This window comes from Phaeovulum vinaykumarii (genome assembly GCF_900156695.1).
Lineage (GTDB): Bacteria > Pseudomonadota > Alphaproteobacteria > Rhodobacterales > Rhodobacteraceae > Bieblia_A > Bieblia_A vinaykumarii.
On the sequence record NZ_FTOM01000001.1, the window covers coordinates 89,823 to 109,842 of the forward strand.

General features: G+C 70.0%; 22 protein-coding genes. 2 read left to right on the forward strand and 20 right to left on the reverse strand.

Features of this window, described 5'->3' with window-relative positions; all coding sequences use genetic code 11:
* Nucleotides 1–5 precede the first annotated feature (5 nt).
* The 11 genes from BW949_RS00470 to BW949_RS00520 all read right to left on the reverse strand — a co-directional run bounded on the left by BW949_RS00470 (nucleotide 6) and on the right by BW949_RS00520 (nucleotide 7,988).
* Nucleotides 6–413, reverse strand: coding sequence for a DUF3168 domain-containing protein (locus BW949_RS00470; RefSeq protein ID WP_076362974.1), 408 nt, complete (start codon nucleotides 411–413; stop codon nucleotides 6–8).
* On the reverse strand, nucleotides 410–748 hold the full coding sequence (locus tag BW949_RS00475) for a head-tail adaptor protein (RefSeq protein ID WP_076362975.1): 339 nt from the start codon (nucleotides 746–748) through the stop codon (nucleotides 410–412). Before BW949_RS00475 ends, BW949_RS00470 begins: the two co-directional genes overlap by 4 nt.
* Entirely contained in the window at nucleotides 745–1,347 is a 603-nt protein-coding gene (locus BW949_RS00480) for a head-tail connector protein (protein ID WP_076362976.1), read from the reverse strand. Before BW949_RS00480 ends, BW949_RS00475 begins: the two co-directional genes overlap by 4 nt.
* A gap of 85 nt (nucleotides 1,348–1,432) precedes the next feature.
* Nucleotides 1,433–2,626 carry a phage major capsid protein gene (locus BW949_RS00485; RefSeq protein WP_076362977.1) on the reverse strand — a complete coding sequence of 398 codons (1,194 nt, stop codon included), beginning with the start codon at nucleotides 2,624–2,626 and terminating at the stop codon, nucleotides 1,433–1,435.
* 29 nt (nucleotides 2,627–2,655) lie between these two features.
* Nucleotides 2,656–3,210 carry an HK97 family phage prohead protease gene (locus tag BW949_RS00490; protein WP_076362978.1) on the reverse strand — a complete coding sequence of 185 codons (555 nt, stop codon included), beginning with the start codon at nucleotides 3,208–3,210 and terminating at the stop codon, nucleotides 2,656–2,658.
* 11 nt (nucleotides 3,211–3,221) lie between these two features.
* Complete coding sequence (locus tag BW949_RS00495; protein WP_076362979.1) at nucleotides 3,222–3,455, reverse strand: GTA head formation protein, RCAP_rcc01685 family; 234 nt, start codon at nucleotides 3,453–3,455, stop codon at nucleotides 3,222–3,224.
* Nucleotides 3,456–3,458: 3 nt separating this feature from the next.
* Nucleotides 3,459–4,652 carry a phage portal protein gene (locus BW949_RS00500; protein ID WP_407947229.1) on the reverse strand — a complete coding sequence of 398 codons (1,194 nt, stop codon included), beginning with the start codon at nucleotides 4,650–4,652 and terminating at the stop codon, nucleotides 3,459–3,461.
* 120 nt (nucleotides 4,653–4,772) lie between these two features.
* Nucleotides 4,773–6,113 (reverse strand): DNA-packaging protein, encoded by a 1,341-nt coding sequence (locus tag BW949_RS00505; RefSeq protein ID WP_076362981.1) that lies wholly within the window; start codon nucleotides 6,111–6,113, stop codon nucleotides 4,773–4,775.
* Nucleotides 6,064–6,387: a hypothetical protein gene (locus BW949_RS00510; protein WP_076362982.1), complete on the reverse strand. Its 324-nt coding sequence runs from the start codon at nucleotides 6,385–6,387 to the stop codon at nucleotides 6,064–6,066. The genes BW949_RS00505 and BW949_RS00510 overlap by 50 nt, the downstream gene beginning before the upstream one ends.
* A gap of 237 nt (nucleotides 6,388–6,624) precedes the next feature.
* Nucleotides 6,625–7,509: a formyltetrahydrofolate deformylase gene (gene purU, locus BW949_RS00515; protein WP_076362983.1), complete on the reverse strand. Its 885-nt coding sequence runs from the start codon at nucleotides 7,507–7,509 to the stop codon at nucleotides 6,625–6,627.
* A 155-nt stretch (nucleotides 7,510–7,664) separates the two neighbouring features.
* Nucleotides 7,665–7,988 carry a 2Fe-2S iron-sulfur cluster-binding protein gene (locus BW949_RS00520; RefSeq protein WP_076362984.1) on the reverse strand — a complete coding sequence of 108 codons (324 nt, stop codon included), beginning with the start codon at nucleotides 7,986–7,988 and terminating at the stop codon, nucleotides 7,665–7,667.
* 279 nt (nucleotides 7,989–8,267) lie between these two features.
* Here BW949_RS00520 and BW949_RS00525 point away from each other — a divergent pair, with 279 nt between their 5' ends.
* Nucleotides 8,268–8,807 (forward strand): peptidoglycan-binding domain-containing protein, encoded by a 540-nt coding sequence (locus BW949_RS00525; protein WP_076362985.1) that lies wholly within the window; start codon nucleotides 8,268–8,270, stop codon nucleotides 8,805–8,807.
* A 101-nt stretch (nucleotides 8,808–8,908) separates the two neighbouring features.
* Here the strand turns inward: BW949_RS00525 and BW949_RS00530 are convergent, their stop codons facing one another.
* The 6 genes from BW949_RS00530 to rpiA all read right to left on the reverse strand — a co-directional run bounded on the left by BW949_RS00530 (nucleotide 8,909) and on the right by rpiA (nucleotide 15,242).
* The gene (locus BW949_RS00530; protein ID WP_083947501.1) at nucleotides 8,909–10,429 is read right to left on the reverse strand and encodes a DegQ family serine endoprotease; all 1,521 of its coding nucleotides are present in this window, start codon (nucleotides 10,427–10,429) and stop codon (nucleotides 8,909–8,911) included.
* A gap of 135 nt (nucleotides 10,430–10,564) precedes the next feature.
* Nucleotides 10,565–10,885, reverse strand: a complete 321-nt coding sequence (locus tag BW949_RS00535; protein ID WP_076362986.1) for a DUF2065 domain-containing protein — start codon at nucleotides 10,883–10,885, stop codon at nucleotides 10,565–10,567.
* A 39-nt stretch (nucleotides 10,886–10,924) separates the two neighbouring features.
* Nucleotides 10,925–11,809, reverse strand: a complete 885-nt coding sequence (hflC, locus tag BW949_RS00540) for a protease modulator HflC (protein ID WP_076362987.1) — start codon at nucleotides 11,807–11,809, stop codon at nucleotides 10,925–10,927.
* Nucleotide 11,810: 1 nt separating this feature from the next.
* Nucleotides 11,811–12,968 carry an FtsH protease activity modulator HflK gene (gene hflK / locus BW949_RS00545; RefSeq protein WP_076362988.1) on the reverse strand — a complete coding sequence of 386 codons (1,158 nt, stop codon included), beginning with the start codon at nucleotides 12,966–12,968 and terminating at the stop codon, nucleotides 11,811–11,813.
* 61 nt (nucleotides 12,969–13,029) lie between these two features.
* Nucleotides 13,030–14,385: a glutathione-disulfide reductase gene (gorA, locus tag BW949_RS00550; protein ID WP_076362989.1), complete on the reverse strand. Its 1,356-nt coding sequence runs from the start codon at nucleotides 14,383–14,385 to the stop codon at nucleotides 13,030–13,032.
* Between the two features lie 68 nt (nucleotides 14,386–14,453).
* Nucleotides 14,454–15,242, reverse strand: coding sequence for a ribose-5-phosphate isomerase RpiA (rpiA, locus tag BW949_RS00555; RefSeq protein ID WP_076362990.1), 789 nt, complete (start codon nucleotides 15,240–15,242; stop codon nucleotides 14,454–14,456).
* A gap of 488 nt (nucleotides 15,243–15,730) precedes the next feature.
* Here rpiA and rsmA point away from each other — a divergent pair, with 488 nt between their 5' ends.
* On the forward strand, nucleotides 15,731–16,597 hold the full coding sequence (rsmA, locus tag BW949_RS00560; RefSeq protein WP_076362991.1) for a 16S rRNA (adenine(1518)-N(6)/adenine(1519)-N(6))-dimethyltransferase RsmA: 867 nt from the start codon (nucleotides 15,731–15,733) through the stop codon (nucleotides 16,595–16,597).
* A 298-nt stretch (nucleotides 16,598–16,895) separates the two neighbouring features.
* On the opposite strand, the gene BW949_RS00565 is transcribed toward rsmA, so the two are convergent.
* The 3 genes from BW949_RS00565 to prfA form a co-directional block, all read right to left on the reverse strand.
* The gene (locus tag BW949_RS00565; protein ID WP_076362992.1) at nucleotides 16,896–17,744 is read right to left on the reverse strand and encodes a DUF4167 domain-containing protein; all 849 of its coding nucleotides are present in this window, start codon (nucleotides 17,742–17,744) and stop codon (nucleotides 16,896–16,898) included.
* Nucleotides 17,745–18,083: 339 nt separating this feature from the next.
* Nucleotides 18,084–18,953, reverse strand: a complete 870-nt coding sequence (prmC, locus tag BW949_RS00570; protein ID WP_235816170.1) for a peptide chain release factor N(5)-glutamine methyltransferase — start codon at nucleotides 18,951–18,953, stop codon at nucleotides 18,084–18,086.
* Nucleotides 18,950–20,011, reverse strand: coding sequence for a peptide chain release factor 1 (prfA, locus tag BW949_RS00575; RefSeq protein ID WP_076362993.1), 1,062 nt, complete (start codon nucleotides 20,009–20,011; stop codon nucleotides 18,950–18,952). The genes prmC and prfA overlap by 4 nt, the downstream gene beginning before the upstream one ends.
* Nucleotides 20,012–20,020: the final 9 nt, after the last annotated feature.

Consider the following 20,020-nt stretch of genomic DNA (forward strand, 5'->3'; position numbering starts at 1 on the left):
GCGGGCTAGAGTTCGACCCGCGCCCGGAAGGTCAGGTCGATGCGCCGCGCGGTGGCGTTTTCCACCCGTCGGGCCCGGGCGCGCAGGAACCACAGCGCCACCAGACGGCCGCGCGTCAGCGGCAGATCCGCCCCCACCAGCAGGTCCGAGACCACCCCCGCCACCTCCTTGGCCAGATGGAAGCCGGCCGCATCCGACACCACGACAACGGTGAAATCGTGCCGCGCGCCGGGCCCGCTCTGGTCAGAGGCGTCGCGCACCTCCTCGGGGCCAAGGCTGACATAGGTGCCGCTGATCGGCCCCGGCGGGGCGGCATCGTGGATCGCCGTGCCGACCAGCGCCTGAAGCGCGGGCGACGCGGAAAGATGCTGATAGACCGCGGTCTGGAGCGCGGATGCACCGGCATAGCTCATGCGACCACCTCCTCCTCGGCATGGATGCGCAGCCAGCGCGCGCGGGTGTCGGCCTCGGCCACCGCCAGGATGTGGAAGATCCGGCTTCCCTCGCGCAGGCGCTGATGGGCGCGCGGGCGCGCGGGGCTGTCAGGCGGCGCGGCGCGGGTGGTGATGATCCAGGCCACCCGCGACAGCGCCAGCTCCTGTGCCGCGCGTTCGCGCCCCGTGCCCGGCCGCATCTCCGCCCAGAGCCGCCCGCGCTCGACCCAGGTCAGATCCGCCCCCCCCGCGCCGTCGTCCACGCGCTGCCCCTCCTCGAGGATCAGCAGATGGTTCAGGACCGGCGCGCTCATGCGCCGCCCCCCAGCACCCGCACCGTGCGCCAGCGTTCGATCAGCGCCAGCACGCCGAAGGGCATCGCCCCGGTCTCGTCCACGCCCTCGTGGCGCAGCTCGTAATATTGCGCCGCCAGCAGCATCACCGCCTGACGCAGATCGACCGGCACCGACGGCCAGTCGGGCCCGAAACCGGCGGTGAATTCGATCACCGCGCGCCCGTCGGCGGGGATCGCCGGCAGCCCCCCCGCCCCGCGCCCGATCAGCCGCGGCCGCGCCAGATCAGCGGCCAGGCGATAGGTCGCGGGATCGACGGTCTGCGTGGTCCCCGCCGCATCCTCAAGGCTGAACGCGCGCACCTCCGAGACCGGCGCAAGGGGCAGCGGCTGGCCCTCCGCCCCCCCGCGCCAGGCGTCCAGCGTCAGCCGAAAGTCCCGCGAAAGCAGCGCCTTGGCCGTGCGCCCCTCGATCGCGCCGATCGCGGCGCGCAAGCAGGCCTCAAGCATCGCATCAAGCGCGCCTATATCGGCAAAGCCCGTGCCCAGCCGCAGATGATCGCGCAACTCGGCCACCGGCAAGGCAGCCGTCGCCACGCTGCCCGTCTCGATCAGCAACATGTTCTGTCTCCGCAAAGGTTCGGCCCCAGGGGCCGGGGGAAAGGCGCGCCACCAGCACGGCGCGCCTTTCCGGACGGGGCTGCGCTCAGGAGGTGGCGAATTTCAGCAGCTTGATCGCCGCGAAGTCGCTCACATCCCCGCCCACGCGCTTGGAGGCATAGAACAGCACATGCGGCTTGGCCGAGAAGGGATCGCGCAGCACCCGCAGGTCGGGACGCTCGGCGATCGTGTAGCCATAGCCGAAATCACCGAACGCCAGCGCATAGGTGCCCGAGGCGATGTCGGGCATGTCCTCGGCCACCAGCACCGGATAGCCCATCAGCCGCGCGGGCTCCCCCGCCGCCAGCCCGTCCGACCACAGGAAGCGCCCGTCGGCGTCCTTCATCTTGCGCACGGCGCCGGCGGTCTTGGAATTCATCACGAAGCTGGCGTTGGCGCGGTATTCGGCCGACAGCGCATAGACCAGATCCACGATCGCATCCGAGGCATTGACGGCGGCGAAATCGCCATCGGCGCCGGTGGCCACATAACCCAGGCTCCCCCAGCTCCAGCTGGCCTCGGCCACCTTGGGATGGGTCAGGAAACCCGTGGGCTTGTCCACCCCGTCCCCCGACACGAAGGCCGCCGCCTCGGCGCGGGCAAAACGGTCGGCGATGCGCGCCGCCAGCCAGCCCTCGATATCAAAGGCGCTGTCGTCCAGCAGCCGCTGGCTGGCCTTGGGCATCGCCGAAAGCTCGTGCAGCGGGATCGAGATGCGGTCGATCTGCGGCGTCGTGGTCTCGGTCAGGGTCGCGGTCTCGGTCGCCCAGCCCGAGCCCATCTCGGTATGATCGACCAGCACGTCGAACGAGCTGGCCTCGACATTGACCACATTGGCGATCTGGCGGATCGAGGCGGTGGCCATCAGCACGCCGCGGATCGTCTCCGAGGTCTGCGGGTCGACCAGATAGCCGCCCTCGGCCGCGACCTGCGTGTTCAGCGCCTTGGCCTCGGGGACGATCCCGCGCAGCCCGTCGTCATCGCCCGAGCGCAGATAGGCGGCAAAGGCCTTGCGGTGGGGCGCCTCCTCGGCGGCGGCGGTGGCCAGCGCGGGGCGGCCGGGGATGTGGCTCTTGCGATCGAGAATGCTCATGCGGTCTTCCTGTTGTTGCAGCCGGGACCGGATATCGGCCTGAAAGCTCTTGACTTCACTGACGAATTCACCCAGCGCGGCCTTCAGCGCGACCGCCTGGTCCTGCGGCCCGCCCTCGTCGGTCCGCGCCTGCGTCTCCTCTTTCATCGTCGTCTCCATGTTGGGAATGAACACGCCTAGCGGCCGGCCAGCGCGCGGGCGGCCGCGCTCAGGGCCTGGGTCAGCCCGGCCAGATCGGGCGCCGCCGGCAGGGCCCCGGCCTTGCCCGCCACCCGCGCCTCGGGCAGCATCGGGAAGGTGACCAGCGACACCTCCCACAGCTCGATCTCGTCGAGACGGCGCCCCTTGGCGGTGCGTTCGGCCACCCGCGTGCGATAGCCGATCGACAGCCCGTCGATCGCGCCGGCCGCGATCAGGGCGGCGGCCTCGCGCGCGCGGGGGATTTCAGGCAGAAGCCGCCCCTTGACCCACAGCCCGCGGGCGTCCTCGCGGATCTCGTCCCAGACGCCGATGGGCTGGCCGGGGTCGTGCTGCCAGAGCATCTTGACCGTCCCGCCGCGTTCGGCCAGCCGCGCCAGCCCCGCCCCATAGGCGCCGGGGCTGACCACATCGCCGCCCTGATCGGCCTGCCCGAAAAGGCTGGCATAGCCCGAGATCACCTTGTCATCGGTCACCCGGACAGACCCCTCCGTCCGGCAGAACTTGCGTTCCAGCCCGTATTCACCCGTCATGCTTGATTTCCCTACCTAGGCGCGAATTCCAGAATGCCCTGCACGGCCTGCGTCAGGATCACCGCCACCACGCCATAGACGGCCATCCACAGCCGCCGCTCCAGCCCGGCGATCATCGCCTCGATCCGCTCGAGCCGCTTTTCCACCTGCGCGAATTGCAAGGCCATGATCCGCTCGGTGGCCTCGAAACGCTGCTCGTGCACCTCGAAGGGCGCCTTGAGAAAGCGCGAGCCGCCCGTCTGCATGCCTCAGCCTTCGTCAAGCGGCGGCAGGCCCAACAGGCTGCGCTTTTCCGCATCCGTCAGGAAGGCGGCCTCCGACACCCGCGCCCAGAGCTGGTCGCGCTCGGACGCCAGCGCCGGGATCTGGTCCAGATCGGGCCGCAGATCGACAATCTGGCCCAGATGCGTGGACAGCCACCACGCCAGCGCCGCCGCCACCCGCGTGGCCAGCGGCAGCACCGTCAGCCGATAGAAGGCGCGGTTGGCCTCCTGGTAATTGGCGTAGGTGGCGTCGCCCGGAATGCCCAGAAGCATCGGCGGCACCCCAAAGGCGGTGGCGATCTCGCGCGCGGCGGCCAGCTTGGTCTCGTGGAATTCCATGTCCGAAGGCGAGAACCCCATCGGTTTCCAGTCCAGCCCCCCCTCAAGCAGCATCGGCCGCCCGGCATTGCGCGCGCCCTGGTGATGCGTCTCCATCTCGAAGACCAGCCGGTCGTATTGCTCGGGGCTCAGCACGCCCTGCCCGTCGGCCCCGCGATAGACGATCGCCCCCGAGGGCCGCGCGGCATTGTCCAGAAGCGCCTTCGACCAGCCGCTGGCAGCATTGTGCACGTCGATCGCCACCGCCGCCGCCTGAAGGGGCGACAGGCCGTAATGGTCGTCCTGCGGGTGAAAGGCACGGATATGGCAGATCGGATCGGGATGCCCGGTCATGTCGAAGCGATGCGTGCGCCCGCCCACGGCATAGTCATAGGCCACCGGCCAGCCGTCCTGCCCCGGCACCACCCGCATCCGGTCCGAGCGCAGCACATGCAGCTCGCGCGGCAGCCCCGGCGCATCGGTCACCGCCTCCAGATAACCGTTCCCCGACAGCAGGATCTGGCCATAGAGCGCCTCGAGCAGCTCGGCCCGCCCCTGCCCCGCATTGGGCCGGCGCAGAAGGTCCAGCACCGGATGCACGTCATAGCGCCGCTCGGCATCGGCGCACAGCAGCGGCAGCGCCGCCGCCGCCTCCGCGATCAGCCGGACCGACCGGAACCCCACCGGATTGCCCGCAAAGCCGTTGCGCATCAGGCTGGCGGTGTCGCGCGGGCTCCAGACCGCGCGCCCCGCCCCCGCCGCCAGCGCCACCACCCGCCCCGTGGCCGAGGCCTTGACCTCGGCCGGGGCGTCCTTGGCCGGCCGCTCGGGGGCGCGCCGCCTTGCCGTGAAGAATTCCATCACCATTCGGATCTCCTTGCCGCGGACATGCCGGCCCGCCGGGCAAACGGCGTCCCCGCCGGCCCGTCCTGAAAATGGGGGCCGCGCGGCGGCCCCGTCGAAGCGAAAGGGAACGGGCGCTCAGAGCGTCCGCATCTGCGGGCGGCGGAACCGCGCCGCGGGCGTCAGGATCAGCTCGGTCAGCGCCCAGACCAGCGCGTCCAGCCGGTCGGGGCTGCCCGATCCGCGATAGCCCTGCGCCGTCATCCGGCACATCTGGTCCTCGAGCGCGCCCAGACCGCGCAGGTGATGCACCCGCCCCTGTTCATAGAGCGCGGCCACCGGCTCGGCGCGCAGCCCCTTGCCGCGCCCGGCCCGCAGCGCGGTAAAGGGCACCAGCGGATCGACCTGTCGCACCACCGCCTCGACCAGATCGCCGCCCTGGTTGACCTCGGCCACCAGCCGCTCGGCGCCATGACGCGCCATCGCCGCCATCGCCGCCTCGGCCCAGGCGGTGGGGCGGCCGCGCACCGAGGCATCCTCAAGCACATAGGCCCGCCAGTCGCGCGGATCGCCCCGCGTCACCGCCCCCGCCACCACGATCCCGCATTCGTCCGACCGCCGCCCGCCGCTGACCGCCGGGTCCAGCGCCACGACGATGCGGTCCAGTTCGGGCACATCGGCAACCCGCGCCGCCTCAAGACCCGCCGTGCTCCACAGCGCGCCCTCCATGTCCTCCAGAAGCACCCCCTCCAGCTCCTGCCGGCCCAGCCGCGTGCCGCCATAGCGCGCCTGCACCTCATCCAGGAAGGACTGCGCCAGATAGGCCCGGTTGGCCTCGGTCGGGGCATGGGTGACCACGGTCGAGGGGTTGTCCAGCATCGCCTTCAGAACCGCCACATTGCGCGGCGTCGTCGTCACCACCTGGCGCGGATGCGTCCCCAGCCGCAGCGCGAATTGCAGCATGTCCCAGGCCTCCTCGGCGCGGCGCCACTTGGCCAGCTCGTCGGCCCAGGCGGCGTCGAACTGAGGCCCGCGCAGGCTTTCGGGATCATGCGCGGAAAAGACCTGCGCCACCGCGCCATTGGGCCAGACCAGCCGGCGCCGCGTCGCCTCCCAGACCGGGCGGCGGTCGGGGGGCGTGCAGGCAATGATCCCGCTTTCGCCGAAGACCATCACCTCGCGCGCCTGGTCAAGCGTCTCGCCCACCAACGCCAGGTGCCGCGCCACCCCCCGATCGCGCGGCCCCGCCCCCTCGACCTGCCGGCGCACCCATTCCGCGCCGGCGCGGGTCTTGCCCGCCCCCCGCCCCCCCATGATGACCCAGGTCCGCCAGGCGCCCTCGGGCGGCAATTGATGCGGCAGCGCCCAGAAATCGAACATCCACGGCAGCGCCAACAGCGCATTGCCGCTCAGCCCCGACAGGAAGGCGTCAACCTCCTCCGGCCCGGCGGAGGCAAGCCAGGCGGCGCCCGATCTCATCGCGGGCGGCGTCAAGGTCAAGCGCCCCGCTTCCGGCGTCCCCGGCGATGTTCTTGCGAAGCTTTTCAACGCGGTTCCTTTCATCCATCACCATCTGCAACGCCGCGCGCAGGTCGCGGACGGCCTGCACCGCCGCCTTTGCATCGGTCGGCGGACCGGCGCGCAGATCGCGCAGCGCCGCCGCCAGTTCGAACGCGGTGTCACGAAAGATTGCCTCGGTCTCGGCGATCAGATCGCCCGAGCCCCCTTCCCCGCCGGAGAATGTCACAGTCATTCAGGTAAATGTCCGCCTTTCAGGCCCGTGACCGTCACGGGAGACATGGACCGGAGGACATGAAAAAAGCGGCTGCGGGGTGCACCCGCGCCGCTTGCCGACCTGTCCTAGCTTGGCATGACTTATACCCAAGGGCGTTCGCAAAGTCAACAGCTAAATTCAGGGTTGTTCGTCCGGGCCACGAAAAAGGCCGCCCGGTCCCCCGCGCGGCCTTCGGCATCGGATCTGTGCGACGGTTCAGCCCATGCGCTCGGAGGCATAGCTGCCCGGACTGGCCGGGAAGACCACCGTCTTGTTTCCATTGAGGAAAACGCGGTGGTGGATATGGGCATGGATGGCCCGCGCCAGAACCTGCGCCTCGACATCGCGGCCCAGGCTCACGTAATCCTCGGCGCTCTGGGCATGGGTGATGCGCACGGTGTCCTGCTCGATGATCGGACCCTCGTCCAGATCGGCGGTCACGTAATGCGCCGTTGCCCCGATCAGCTTCACGCCGCGCTCATAGGCCTGCTTGTAGGGGTTGGCGCCCTTGAAGGACGGCAGGAAGGAATGGTGGATGTTGATGATCCGCCCTTCCATCTTGCGGCAAACCTCGTCCGACAGCACCTGCATGTAGCGCGCCAGCACCACCAGTTCCGCCCCCGTCTCCTCGATCGCGGCCAGAAGGCGCGCCTCGGCCTCGGGCTTGGTGTCCTTGGTCACCTTGATGTGGAAGAAGGGCACGTCATGGTTCACCACGACCTTCTGATAGGTCATGTGGTTCGACACCACGCCCACCAGATCGATCGGCAGCGCGCCGATCAGGTAGCGATAGAGCAGGTCATTGAGACAATGGCCGAAATTCGACACCATCAGCAGGACTTTCATCCGCTTGTCGGCATCGTGGATGGCCCATTCCATGTCGAATTTCGCGGCGATGGGGGCAAAGGCCGTGCGCAGCGTCTCGCCGGCTGCGCCCGTTTCCGACACCACCGAAACGCGCATGAAGAACATGCCCGTGATCGGGTCGTCATATTGCGCACTGTCGGTGATATTGCATCCCTGCTCGCTCAGGAACACCGAAATGGCCGCCACGATCCCGCGGCCCGAGGGGCATTTCACCGTCAGAACGAATGCACTCATGCTGGGTCCTTTCCTGACCTGCGGCCGCCGAGAGGGGGAAGGGGGGATGCGCCGCTTGCAGCGACATTTGCCGCGCGCCCCCACTGCCGCCTGCCCGCGCGCGACCGCCCGCGGGCCAAAGGCGACCTTGCGTCGCAATCGGGGAATTTGCGGGATCAGATCTGCTTTTCGGGGATATGCACGACCAGCCCGTCAATGGCGTCGGTCACCTTGATCTGACAGGTCAGCCGCGAACGCTTGGGGTCGGGCTGATAGGCAAAGTCCAGCATGTCTTCCTCGACCGCCTGCTTCTTGGGAAGACGGTCGACCCAGGCCGGGTCCACATAGACATGGCAGGTCGAGCAGGCACAGGCGCCCCCGCAATCGGCGTCGATGCCGGGAATATTGTTGTCGCGCGCGCCTTCCATGACCGTCAAGCCCGGACGCACGTCCACGACATGTTCGGTTCCATTGTGCTCGATATAGGTGATACGGGCCATTTCCGCGTTCCTTTCCTCCTTGTGCGCAGCCGCCGGGCCGTTGAGGCGCCCCCCTGCGCGATCTCGGCCAAAGGCTTAGGCCAAAGGGGCGCGCTTGACCAGAGCTTCGCACGCGCCCGCCTGTCGCGTCCCCGTGATCGCGGCCCGCGGGCGTCCCTTTCGTCGCGGCCAAGGCCCCTTTCGCCGCCCCCCCTGTGCGGCTAGTCTCGGGCGCATCGCCCCCGGAACCCGCAGGCCCCTGTCCCCCGCATGTCCGCCAGATCTCCCCTTTCCGCCCTGATGACCGGCCTTGCGCTTGCATCGCTGGCCCTGCCCGTCGCGGCCCAGGGAACGCGGCCCGTGGCCCCCAATGCCGCCATCGCGCCCCTGACCAGCCTGGCCGATGTGGCCCGCCCCCGCGCCCCGGCCGAAGGCACGCCAGGATGCTGGGCCGAAGACACATTGCCCGCCCATATCGAGACCGTGACCGAACAGGTCCAGATCACCCCCGAGACGCGCGACCCAAAGACCGGCACCATCACCGCACCGGCCCGCTGGCGCACCGAAACCCATCAGCGCATCGTCTCCGAGCGCACGCGGATGTGGTTCGAGGTGCCCTGCGCCGAAGACATGACCCCCGAGACGCTCACGCTCCTGCAACGCGCGCTGGCGGTGCGCGGGCTGCTGGCGGGCGCGCCCACGGGCACGATGGACGCCGCGACCGCGCGGGCTGTGCGGCTCTATCAACGCCCGCGCGGTCTCGACAGCGCGGTCCTGTCGCTGCGCGCGGCGCGCGAACTGGGCGTTCTGCCCTGGGGCCCGGCGGACAGCGCCGACTGACGCGCGCACCTCCAACGCCCCCCACGAAACCACCCATGAAAAAGGGCGCCCGAAGGCGCCCTTTTCCGCGTTTCGAACGCGCGGACCGCGCGCGGGGGGCATCAGGACACCGACACCGCGACAAAGCGCGGCTCGCCACCGCGGCGGATCAGAAGCAGCATCGAGCGCCGCCCCGCCGCGCGGGTCTCCTCGATGCGCGCTTCCAGATCGCCCAGCGCCGCCACCGGCTGCTGACCGGCCTCGATGATCACATCGCCCGGCCGCAGGCCCTTGTCCCAGGCGTCGGTGCTCTGGTCCACGTCCTTGACCACCAGCCCCTCGGCACCCGCCGACAGCCCCAGCTCGGAGGCCAGCTCCGGCGTCATCGGCGCCAGGCGCATGCCCAGGATATCGGCCTCGGCCTTCTGCGGCGCGCGCACGGCGGCGGGAACCGCCTCGCCCTCGGCCAGCTCGCGCCGGCCCAGCGTCACCAGAAGCGTCTTCGACTTGCCCTCGCGCAGGACCGTCACCCGCACGGCCTCGCCCACCGGCGCATCGGCCACGCGGCGCACCAGATCGCGGGTATCCTTGACCTCGCCGCCATCGAAGGCGGTGATGACATCGCCCGCCTCGACGCCCGCATCGCGCGCCGGCCCCTCGGGCACCTCGGTCACCAGCGCCCCCGCGCCGGCGCTCAGGCCCATGGCCTCGGCCATGTCGGGGCCGATGTCCTGGATCTTGACGCCCAGCCAGCCGCGCCGCGTCTCGCCGTATTTCTTGAGCTGATCGACCACCTTCGAGACGACATTCGACGCCATCGAGAAGCCGATCCCGATCGAGCCGCCATTGGGCGACAGGATCGCGGTGTTCACCCCGATCACCTGCCCGTCCATGTTGAAGAGCGGCCCGCCCGAATTGCCGCGGTTGATGGCGGCATCGGTCTGAAGATAGTCGTCATAGGTGCCCGACAGCTCGCGGTTGCGCGCCGAGACGATCCCGGCGCTGACCGAGAAGCCCTGCCCCAGCGGGTTGCCGACCGCCATCACCCAGTCGCCGACGCGCGCCAGATCGCTGTCGCCGAAGCTGACATGCGACAGCGGCTTGTCGCTCTCGACCTTGAGCACGGCGATATCGGTCTTGGGATCGGTGCCCACCACCTTGGCAGGCAGCGTGTCGCCGCCGAAGAATTCGATCTGGATCTCGTCGGCGCCTTCGATCACGTGGTTATTGGTGACGATGAACCCATCTTCCGAGATCACGAAGCCCGAGCCCAGCGCGTTCGACCGCTGCGGCGTGCCGGGGCGCTGGCCGGGCATGCCGAAGTCGCGGAACAGATCCTCGAAGGGCGAACCGGGCGGGAACACCGGCCCGCGCAGCGTCGGCGCGGCGACCATGGTCGTGGTGGTGATGTTGACGACCGCCGGGCTGACCTGTTCGACCAGCGAGGCAAAGCTCTCGGGGGCGGCGCGGGCAAAGCTCGGCGCGGGCTGGACCAGGGCGACCGACAGCCCCAGGACGACCGCCGCCGCCAACCGCGAGGCGGCACGGGTTCCGGCCCGCGCAAGCCCCGGTCCCGCCCCCGCTGGCGCGCGCGCTTTCCCGATTTCGGCTTTCGTGGAGACCGTCCGGTCCGACTTCCTCATGGCTCAAACCTCCGTTTGCAGCATGCAGCCCAAGCGGCCGCGGGTGCGTCATAAATGACCCTGCCCGGATTTCTGCACAAGGCAACCATCCTTTCGCGGCGCGTCACATGCCCGTGACAGGCAAGTTGTGGCCGATCATGCGCAAATCTCTGCCGAAGCCGTTGAAAACACCGAAGGAATGAAACGCAAGAAGGCGCGCGGGACGCGCGCCTTTCGAAGCGGGGGGCACTCAGGCACCCCCGGTGAGCGGATCAGCCACAGAAGGCCGATGCCGATCGTCATTGCCACAAGGCCAAGATTGCGGCGCATCTCGGGCGACAGCTCGGCCAGCGCCGCCAGCACCCGCTCGATCTGGCGGGGGGCCAGCGCCAGCACCAGCCCCTCGACGATCAGCACCGCCGCCAGCGCGGCCACGATCAGCCCCGGCGACAGCGCGGGCAACCCCGCCCCGCTCATGGCGCGCGCCGGTTCATGCGCGCGCCCGCGCCGGTCCGATCAGCGGGCCGGCGCACCATGCCCCTCGGGCGTCTTCAGATAGTCGAAGAAGACGCTGTCGGGACGCATCACGATCGACGAATTCCCGGCCTGAAGCGCGCGCTCATAAGCGGTCAGCGAGCGGGTGAAGGCAAAGAATTCGGGATCGCGGCCAAAGGCTTCGGCATAGATGCTGTTCCGCGCGGCATCGGCTTCACCGCGGATCACCTCGGCCTGTTTCTTGGCCTCGGAGGTCAGCTCGACCACGGTCCGGTCGGCCGCCGCCCGCACCCGCTGCGCGGCCTCGCCACCCCGCGCCCGCTCGTCGGCGGCCTCGCGTTCGCGCTCGGCGCGCATCCGCGCGAAGGTGGCGGCAAGGTTCTGGTCAGGCAGATCGGTGCGCGTCAGCCGCACGTCGATCACATCGACGCCCAGCGCCGCGGCTTCCTTCTTGGCCAGATCGCGGATGCGGTTCATCAGCACGGTGCGGTCGTTCGACAGCACGTCGGTCGAAGGCACCGCCCCCATCACCTCGCGGATGGCATTGACGATCAGGTTCTGAAGCCGGTCCTGCGCCAGCCGCTCGCCCTGCGCGCCGACCGCCTGACGGAAGCGCACCACGTCGATGATGCGCCAGCGCGCGAAGGCGTCGACCACCAGCCGGCGGTCATCGAGCGGCGTCACCTCGAGCGGCGGGGTCGTCAGGCTCAGGATGCGGTCCTCGTAGCGGACGACCTCCTGCACCACCGGCAGCTTGAACGCCAGGCCGGGGCCTTCCTTGACGGCCTTGACCTCGCCGAACTGGAGGACCAGCGCCTTTTCGCGTTCGTCCACGGTGTAGATCGCGCTCAGCACCAGACCGCCCAGAACGACCACGGCGGGAACCAGGAATTGCGAACGTGCCATCTCAGTTGCCCCCCGCCTTCTGCGCCGTGCCCGTCGGGCGCAGCTGGTCAAGCGGCAGATAGGGCACCACGCCGCCCGTCTCGCCGGTCACATCGTCCAGGATGACCTTGTTCACGTCGCCCAGAACCTTCTCCATCGTTTCCAGATACATCCGTCGCCGCGTCACCTCGGGCGCCTTGACATATTCGTCATAGACCGCCTTGAAGCGGCTGGCCTCACCCTCGGCTTCGTTCACGACGCGCGCGCGATAGGCCTCGGCATTCTCGACCAGCTGCGCGGCGTCCCCGCGCGCCCCGGCCAGAACCCGGTTGGCATAGGCATCGGCTTCCTTCTCGAGCCGGTCACGCTCCTGCTGGGCGGCCTGCACTTCGCGGAAGCTGTCGATCACCTCGCGCGGAGGGTCGGCACGGTCGAAGTTGATCCGGATCACGCTGATCCCGGCATCATAGCTGTCGAGCGTGTTCTGGACGGCTTCCTTCAGCTCCTGACCGATCGTGCCGCGGTCGCGGTTGAGGATCGGCGCCAGCTCCGAACGCGCGATGATGTCGCGCATGGCGCTTTCGGCCACGGCGCGGATCGTGCCTTCGGGATCGGCCAGGTTGAACAGAAACTTGGCCGGGTCGGCCACGTTCCAGACCACCTGGAATTCGATATCCACGATGTTCTGGTCGCGGGTCAGCATCAGGCCGCTGTCCTGCGCGCCCATGCGCCCGGTGCCGATGTCGATGGTCCGTTCGGCCGACAGCTGCACCAGCTCGGCCCTGACCACCGGCCAGGGGGCAAAGTTCAGACCCGGCTCGCCCACACCGACGAAACGGCCGAACATCAGCTCGACCGAGCGTTCCTCGGTGCGCACGGTGTAAAGCGACAGATAGACCCAGCCGGCGACCAGCGCCAGAAGGCCCAGCGCCACCCCCCCGCGCGAGAAGCCGCCGCCCGCGGGCGCCGCCCCCTTGCCGCCGCGACGGCCGCCGCCGCCCGGCCCGGACGGGCCGCCGCGCCCGCCCATCAGGACGCGCAATTGCTCCGAGCCCTTCTTCATGATCTCCTCGATCTCGGGGATCGGCGGCGCCTCGCCCGGCCGCCGCGGGCCGTCGTTGCGGCGCCCGTCGCGCGGGTCCTCGTCGTTGCCTCCCCCCCAGGGGCCACCGTTGCTCATGCCGTCCTCTCGTCTAACTTCGTTCGGGCTCTCACCGGACTTGGGCGCATTGCCCCCGATTTCAAGCCGTTCGCACAGGATTTCTCATGGTGACAAGCTCTTCGGCCATGGTCGGATGGACCGCGCAGGTGCGGTCGAAATCCGCCTTGGTCGCGCCCATGCCAATCGCCACCGCAGCCAGCTGGATCATCTCGCCCGCCTCGGGGGCCACGATGTGACAGCCCAGCACCCGGTCAGTCTGCGCACAGACGACCAGCTTCATCATCACCCGCATCGACCGTCCGGCAAAGCTCTGCCGCATCGGCCGGAAGGCGGCCTGATAGACATGGATCGGCCCCTTCTCGCGCGCGGCTTCCTCGGTCAGGCCCACCGCGCCCAGCTCGCAGGGCTGGGTGAAGACCGCCGCCGCCACCAGCCCGTGATCGACCGTCCGCGGCATGTTGCCAAACAGCGTGTCGGCAAAGGCATGCCCCTCGCGGATCGCCACCGGCGTCAGCGCGATGCGGTCGGTCACGTCGCCCACCGCATGGATCGAAGGCACCACGGTCTGCGACCATTCATCGACCGGCACCTCGCCGCGCCGGCCCGGCGTGATCCCCGCCGCCTCAAGGCCCAGCCCGTCGGTGTTGGGCACCCGCCCCGTGGCATAGAGCACCGCACCGAAGACCCGTTCCGACCCGTCGCGGCCGCGCACCAGATAGCCGCCGTCGCGGGGCTCGATCGCCTCGACATCGCAGCCCACATGCAGCCGGATGCCCGCCTCCTGCATCAGCTCGGCGACATGGCCGCGCGCCTCGTCGTCGAACCCGCGCAGGATCTGCGCGCCGCGGTAATATTGCGTCACCTCGACGCCCAGGCCCTGAAGGATGCAGGCGAATTCGCAGGCGATGAAGCCACCGCCCACGATCAGCACGCTTTCGGGCAGCCGCTCGAGGTTGAAGATATCGTCCGACACCAGCACATGTTCGCGGCCCGGAAAGTCGGGCACGAAGGGCCGCCCGCCGGTGGCGATCAGGATATGGCGCGCGCGCAACTCCGTCCCGTCCGCCAGCCGCACGGTATGCGGGTCAACCAGCGTGGCGCGGCTGTCATGGACGGTGACGCCCGCATTGACCAGCCCCGCGCGATAGAGCCCCTCGAGCCGGTCAAGCTCTGCCCCCAGCCGGGCCCGGAACTGCCCCCAGTCGAAATCGCCGGCCGAAACCTGCCAGCCGTAATGCGCCGCATCCTCGAAGGCGGCGGGATAGCCCGAGGCAAAGACCATCAGCTTCTTGGGCACGCAGCCGCGGATGACGCAGGTGCCGCCCATCCGGCTTTCCTCGGCCAGCGCAACCTTGGCGCCATGGCCCGCAGCGATCCGCGCCGCGCGCACCCCGCCCGAGCCGCCGCCGATGACGAACAGATCCACGTCGAACATGTCTTCTCCTTCGCGTCCCCCCGCAGATCGGCCGGCCAGCGCGGGGCGGCCGGCGCGCGGGGTTCGCGTCAGTCGCCCAGGTCGGTGAACAGGTTCTCGGTCTCGAGAAAATCGATCCGGTCGTGCTGCACCGTGCCCTGGTTGATGTCGCGGATCTCGACGCGCCCGTCGCCCTGCCCCACGATCACCACATCGCAGATATCGATGAACAGCCCGTTTTCAACCACGCCGGGGATCTGGTTCAACACCAGCGCAAGCTGCCGGGCATTGCCGATGCGGTTCAGATGAAGGTCCACGATGTAATTGCCCTCGTCGGTGACGAAAGGCCGCTCGCCGTTCATGCGCAAGGTGGTCTCGCGCCCCAGAACGTCCAGCGACACCAGCGTTTCCTCGATCAGCGCGCGCGAGGTCTGCCAGCCGAAGGGGATCACCTCGACCGGCAGCGGAAAGGCGCCCAGCTGCGCCACTTCCTTGGCCGCATCGGCGATCACGATCATCTGATCCGAGGCCGTGGCCACGATCTTTTCCTGCAAGAGCGCGCCGCCGCCGCCCTTGATCAGGTTCAGCTGCGGGTCGAATTCATCGGCGCCGTCGATGGTCAGATCCAGCCATTTGGCCTCGTCCAGCCCGATGACGGTGATCCCCACCTCGCGCGCCAGATCCGCCGTCCGGGTCGAGGTCGGAACGCCGGTGATGCGCAACCCCTCCTCGCGCACCATCTCGCCCAGAAGCCGCACCATCCAGGCCGCCGTCGACCCGGTGCCCAGCCCCAGCCGCATGCCGTCCTCGACATATTCCACCGCACGGCGCGCGGCAGCGAACTTGGCCTTGTCAATCGGGGAAAGCTCTGCGGGCATGGGGGTGCTCCTGTCCTGGTCCGGGTCGGTTATAGGCAATCGCCTCGCGCAGGGCGAGAGGGGATTCGCACCCCACCCCGACAGGGGACTGCCCCGCCCCGTCCGCGGCGGGCCCGGCCGGCCGGACAAGAGGCGCCCCCACGCGCGGCCGCCGCGCAGCGCGCCTGCGTGCGCGCAGGCGAGCGGCCGGGGCAGCCGCGCGCAGCCCGCGCGCCTGGGCGGCGGTCAACATGTCTGCGGGGACCGCGGGACAGCCGCCGCCCCGCCCCATTCCCGCCGAATCGCAGCCTCGGGCAGGAGCGATCGGGCAGACCAGGGCCGCGGGGCTGACAGGCCCCGGCGGGCGGGCGCCCCTCGATGGGGCGCCCGCCCGCTCCCCCCCTCCCCGCGCCCGACCCGCGGAAGGCCCCGCAGCCGGCACGCTCTGGTGCAGCGCATTCCCCCCGACCGTCCGGCATGCTAAAGCCGCCCGCGAAAGGATCCCTCTGATGGCCACGATCGACGGTTTGCCCCCCCTGCGCGAGGTGATCGCCACCCACGATCTGCGCGCGCGCAAGGCGCTGGGGCAGAACTTCCTGCTCGACCTGAACCTGACGGCCCGCATCGCGCGCGCGGCGGGCGATCTCGGCGGCGCGGATGTGCTCGAGGTCGGCCCCGGCCCCGGCGGCCTCACCCGCGGCCTTCTGGCCGAGGGCGCCCGCCGCGTCCTGGCCATCGAAAAGGACGCCCGCTGCCTGCCCGCACTGGCCGAGATCGCCGCGCGCTATCCCGGCCGCCTCGAGGTGCTGAACGCCGACGCCCTCGAGATCGACCCGCGCGCCCATCTCGACGCCCCGATCCGCGTCGTGGCCAACCTGCCCTACAACGTCGGCACCGAACTGCTGATCCGCTGGCTGACCCCGCCCGACTGGCCGCCCTTCTGGGACAGCCTGACCCTGATGTTCCAGAAGGAGGTCGCCCAGCGCATCACCGCCCGCCCCGGCTCGGGCGCCTATGGCCGGCTGGCGATCCTCTCGCAATGGCGGACCGAGGCGCGCATGGTGATGACCCTGCCGCCCGAAGCCTTCGTGCCCGCCCCCAAGGTCCATTCGGCGGTGGTGCATCTCAAGGCGCTGCCCGCGCCCCGCTTCCCGGCCGACCCCAGGGCGCTCGAAACGGTGGTGGCCGCGGGCTTCAACCAGCGCCGCAAGATGCTGCGCGCGGCCCTCAAGGGCATTTCCCAGCATATCCCCGGCGGCGCCGAGGCGCTTCTGGACAGCGCAGGCCTTGCCCCCACCGCCCGCGCCGAGGAGATCGACCTCGAAGGCTTCTGCGCCCTTGCCCGCGCCTGGGCGGCCACGCGCAGCCCCTGCTGAGGCCCGAAAAGCCACAGGGCCCGCCCCACCAGACCCCCCCCCAAGAACCCGGCACACCGATGACCGGCGCCCAAGAGGCCGGCACCTCCAAGACCCTTCAAAGCACGCCCTAACCGGGCCGGGCGGCGATATCCCCATCCGCAAAACGCAAAACGCAAAACGCAAAAAAGGGGCCTCCGAAGAGACCCCTTTCAACCGGATTGCGATCCCCATCGACGGAGGCGGCCGCCATATCCGAACCCTGGCAGGATCGGACCTTGGCGGGATCTGCGTCCCGAGGGACGCGCCCCTTGCGCGCTCAACCCGCCGCGGCAGAGCCGTCGGACTTGGGCCCGGCCGGCGCGGTCTCGGACTTGGCCTCACCCTCGGCGGGCTTGGGGCTGCGCGGCTTGCGCGGCGCGCGCGGGCGTTTCGCCGGGGCTTCGTCCGCCCCTTCGTCCGCCCGCGGGCTGCGGGTCCGGCGGCTGCGCGTGCTCTCGCGGCGCGCGGGCGCGGTCCCGTCCTCGGCGGCCGCGCCCCCCCCTTCGGACGGGGCGCCCTCGGTCACCGACAGATCGGCCTCAAGCCGGGCTTCCGGCGTCTCGACCAGACCGGGGCCATCATCCTCGCCCGGTTCGACCGACAGGAAGGCGGGCATGAACCGCGCCTCGCCGAATCCCTCGCGGCGAGGGGCCTCCTCGGCCCCGCGGGCACCGGCCGGCCCCGAGGCCGCCCCACCGAATTGCGCCGGGGCGTTCTGAGCGGGGGCATTCTGGGCCTGCGGGTTGTGGGCCTGCGGGTTGTGGGCCTGCGGGTTCTGGGTGGCGGCGCCTGCCCCCTGATTTCCCGAATTCTGGTTCCCGGCATTCTGGCCCTGATTGTGGCCATTGCCGCCCTGGCGGTTTTCCTGCTCGCGGGCCAACTCGCGCTGCGCCTCGCCCAGCATCCGCGTGTAATGCTCGGCGTGCTGAAGGAAATTCTGTTCGGCCACGCGGTCGTTGGACAGCTGCGCATCCCGCGCCAGCGCAAGATACTTGTCGATGATCTGCTGGGGGGTGCCGCGCACCTTGCCCTCGGGCCCCGAGCTGTCAAAAACCCGGTTGACGATGTTACCGATCGAGCGTTGCCGGTTCGATTTCGACCGCGAGCGGGATTTGGATGATCTCATGAGCTTTCGTGTGTTGGATGCCCGAAGGGCTCTGGCGGTCATGGCTCTGGCCGTCACGGGACGCCTCTTGCGTCCACGAAGATCCGAACCTGCGGTGGAATGCTGCCTGTGAGGGGGGAATGCATCTTCGCCACTCACGCGCTTCTCTAAGCATGACACTGCCAGAGTGACAAGCACAAATCCTTAATTTCCGCGCGATCGGGGCCATTATCGGCGCTGTGTCGCACCCTGGGGCCGGCAACGCCCCCAAGGCCCGTGCCCCAACGCCGCCCCACGAAAGCCGATCCGCGAACGCCGATCCGCGAACGCCGCTCCACGAAAGCCTGAGGGGGGGGGAGGTCAGCCCGGCGCCTGCGCCGCCACCACCCGGTCGCGCCCGTCCAGATCGGGCAGGACGCGGACATCGCGCAGCCCCGCCGCCTGCGCCAGCGCCGCGACCGCCGCGCCCTGCTGCCAGCCGATCTCGAGCAAGAGCCGCCCCCCCGGCGCCAGATGCGGCCCCACCCCCGACAGGATCGCGCGATAGGCCGCCAGCCCGTCGCCGCCAGGGCTCAGCGCCAGATGCGGCTCCCAATCGCGCACCTCGGGCGCAAGCGCCGCCATCTCGTCGGCGGCGATATAGGGCGGGTTCGACACGATCAGATCAAAGCGCCCCTCGACCGCGGCGAACCAGTCCGAGCAGCGCAGATCCACCCGCGCCGTCAACCCCAGATCGGCGGCATTGGCGCGCGCCACCGCAAGCGCCTCGGGCGAGAGGTCAACCCCCACCCCCTGCGCCGCGCGCCGTTCGGCCAGACAGCTGAGCAAGATGCAGCCGGTGCCGGTGCCCAGATCGAGAACACGCGCAAAAGGTGCAGCAAGGGCCTGTTCGACAAGGGTTTCCGTCTCGGGGCGCGGGTCGAGCGTGGCGCGGGTGACGCGAAAGCTGCGCCCCCAGAATTCGCGCCGGCCGGTGATCTGGGCCACCGGCTCGTGCGCGGCGCGGCGGGCCAGCAGATCGGCAAATCCCGCGCGCGGCTCGGCGCCCAGCGGATCGGCCAGATGCAGCGTCATCCGATCGGGCGAAAGCCCCAGCACATGCGCCATCAGCCGGCGGGCATCGCGCGCCGCCCCTTCGATGCCCTGCGCCTCGAGAAAGGCCCGCCCCGCCCGCAGCGCGGCATCGACATGAGGCGCCTCGCCCAGCGCCGCGCGCGCGGCGGCCGTCACCCCACCCCCTCCATCTGCGCCAGCTTCGCCGCCTGGTCATGCGCCACCAGCGCGTCGATCACCGCGCCCAGATCGCCCTCCATGATCTGGCCCAGCGCATAGAGCGTCAGATTGATGCGGTGGTCGGTCATCCGGCCTTGCGGGAAATTATAGGTGCGGATGCGTTCCGAGCGATCGCCCGAACCCACCTGCGCGCGCCGGTCGGCGGCGCGTTCGGTCGCGGCGCGGTCGCGCTCGATCTCGTAGAGCCGCGCGCGCAGCACCGCCAGCGCATTGGCGCGGTTCTGGTGCTGGGACTTCTCGGAGCTGGTGACCACGATCCCCGTGGGAAGGTGGGTGATGCGCACCGCCGAATCGGTCGTGTTGACGTGCTGGCCGCCGGCGCCGCTGGCGCGCATCGTGTCGATGCGGATATCCGAGGCGGGGATGTCGATGTCGACCTCGTCGGCCTCGGGCAGGACCGCGACCGTCGCCGCCGAAGTATGGATGCGCCCGCCGGCCTCGGTTTCGGGGACGCGCTGGACGCGATGCACGCCGGATTCGTATTTGAGCCGGGCAAAGACCCCCTCGCCCACGATCCGCACCACCGCCTCGCGCACACCGCCCAATTCCGATTCGGTCAGCGCCATCACCTCGAAGCCCCAGCCCTGGGCCTCGGCATGGCGCTGATACATGCGCAACAGATCGCCCGCGAACAGCGCGGCCTCCTCGCCCCCGGTGCCGGGGCGGATCTCCAGGATCGCGGGGCGCGCATCGGCGGCGTCGCGCGGCAGCAGCGCCAGGCGCAACCCCTCCTCGAGCGCGGGCATCCCCGCCTTGAGCCGCGCGATCTCCTCGGCGGCCAGCGCGCGCATCTCGGGGTCGGCCAGCCAGCCCGCGGCCTCGGCCAGATCCGCCTGCCCCTGCCGCCAGGCCGCAATCTGCGCGACGACAGGCTTCAGCTCGGAATATTCGCGGCTGAAACGGACGATCTGCGCCGGGTCTGCGCCCTGCGCAAGCGCGGCCTCGAGGAATTCGAAGCGCTGAAGGATCTGGTCAAGGCGGTCTTCGGGAAGCATCTCCGCGAT

What these genes read in the sequence shown, in the direction of transcription:
- BW949_RS00470 (WP_076362974.1), bottom strand. Translation starts at nt 413, where the DNA reads ATGAGCTATGCCGGTGCATCCGCGCTCCAGACCGCGGTCTATCAGCAT.
- BW949_RS00475 (WP_076362975.1), bottom strand. Translation starts at nt 748, where the DNA reads ATGAGCGCGCCGGTCCTGAACCATCTGCTGATCCTCGAGGAGGGGCAG.
- BW949_RS00480 (WP_076362976.1), bottom strand. Translation starts at nt 1,347, where the DNA reads ATGTTGCTGATCGAGACGGGCAGCGTGGCGACGGCTGCCTTGCCGGTG.
- BW949_RS00485 (WP_076362977.1), bottom strand. Translation starts at nt 2,626, where the DNA reads ATGAAAGAGGAGACGCAGGCGCGGACCGACGAGGGCGGGCCGCAGGAC.
- BW949_RS00490 (WP_076362978.1), bottom strand. Translation starts at nt 3,210, where the DNA reads ATGACGGGTGAATACGGGCTGGAACGCAAGTTCTGCCGGACGGAGGGG.
- BW949_RS00495 (WP_076362979.1), bottom strand. Translation starts at nt 3,455, where the DNA reads ATGCAGACGGGCGGCTCGCGCTTTCTCAAGGCGCCCTTCGAGGTGCAC.
- BW949_RS00500 (WP_407947229.1), bottom strand. Translation starts at nt 4,652, where the DNA reads ATGGAATTCTTCACGGCAAGGCGGCGCGCCCCCGAGCGGCCGGCCAAG.
- BW949_RS00505 (WP_076362981.1), bottom strand. Translation starts at nt 6,113, where the DNA reads ATGAGATCGGGCGCCGCCTGGCTTGCCTCCGCCGGGCCGGAGGAGGTT.
- BW949_RS00510 (WP_076362982.1), bottom strand. Translation starts at nt 6,387, where the DNA reads ATGACTGTGACATTCTCCGGCGGGGAAGGGGGCTCGGGCGATCTGATC.
- purU (WP_076362983.1), bottom strand. Translation starts at nt 7,509, where the DNA reads ATGAGTGCATTCGTTCTGACGGTGAAATGCCCCTCGGGCCGCGGGATC.
- BW949_RS00520 (WP_076362984.1), bottom strand. Translation starts at nt 7,988, where the DNA reads ATGGCCCGTATCACCTATATCGAGCACAATGGAACCGAACATGTCGTG.
- BW949_RS00525 (WP_076362985.1), top strand. Translation starts at nt 8,268, where the DNA reads ATGACCGGCCTTGCGCTTGCATCGCTGGCCCTGCCCGTCGCGGCCCAG.
- BW949_RS00530 (WP_083947501.1), bottom strand. Translation starts at nt 10,429, where the DNA reads ATGAGGAAGTCGGACCGGACGGTCTCCACGAAAGCCGAAATCGGGAAA.
- BW949_RS00535 (WP_076362986.1), bottom strand. Translation starts at nt 10,885, where the DNA reads ATGAGCGGGGCGGGGTTGCCCGCGCTGTCGCCGGGGCTGATCGTGGCC.
- hflC (WP_076362987.1), bottom strand. Translation starts at nt 11,809, where the DNA reads ATGGCACGTTCGCAATTCCTGGTTCCCGCCGTGGTCGTTCTGGGCGGT.
- hflK (WP_076362988.1), bottom strand. Translation starts at nt 12,968, where the DNA reads ATGAGCAACGGTGGCCCCTGGGGGGGAGGCAACGACGAGGACCCGCGC.
- gorA (WP_076362989.1), bottom strand. Translation starts at nt 14,385, where the DNA reads ATGTTCGACGTGGATCTGTTCGTCATCGGCGGCGGCTCGGGCGGGGTG.
- rpiA (WP_076362990.1), bottom strand. Translation starts at nt 15,242, where the DNA reads ATGCCCGCAGAGCTTTCCCCGATTGACAAGGCCAAGTTCGCTGCCGCG.
- rsmA (WP_076362991.1), top strand. Translation starts at nt 15,731, where the DNA reads ATGGCCACGATCGACGGTTTGCCCCCCCTGCGCGAGGTGATCGCCACC.
- BW949_RS00565 (WP_076362992.1), bottom strand. Translation starts at nt 17,744, where the DNA reads ATGAGATCATCCAAATCCCGCTCGCGGTCGAAATCGAACCGGCAACGC.
- prfA (WP_076362993.1), bottom strand. Translation starts at nt 20,011, where the DNA reads ATGCTTCCCGAAGACCGCCTTGACCAGATCCTTCAGCGCTTCGAATTC.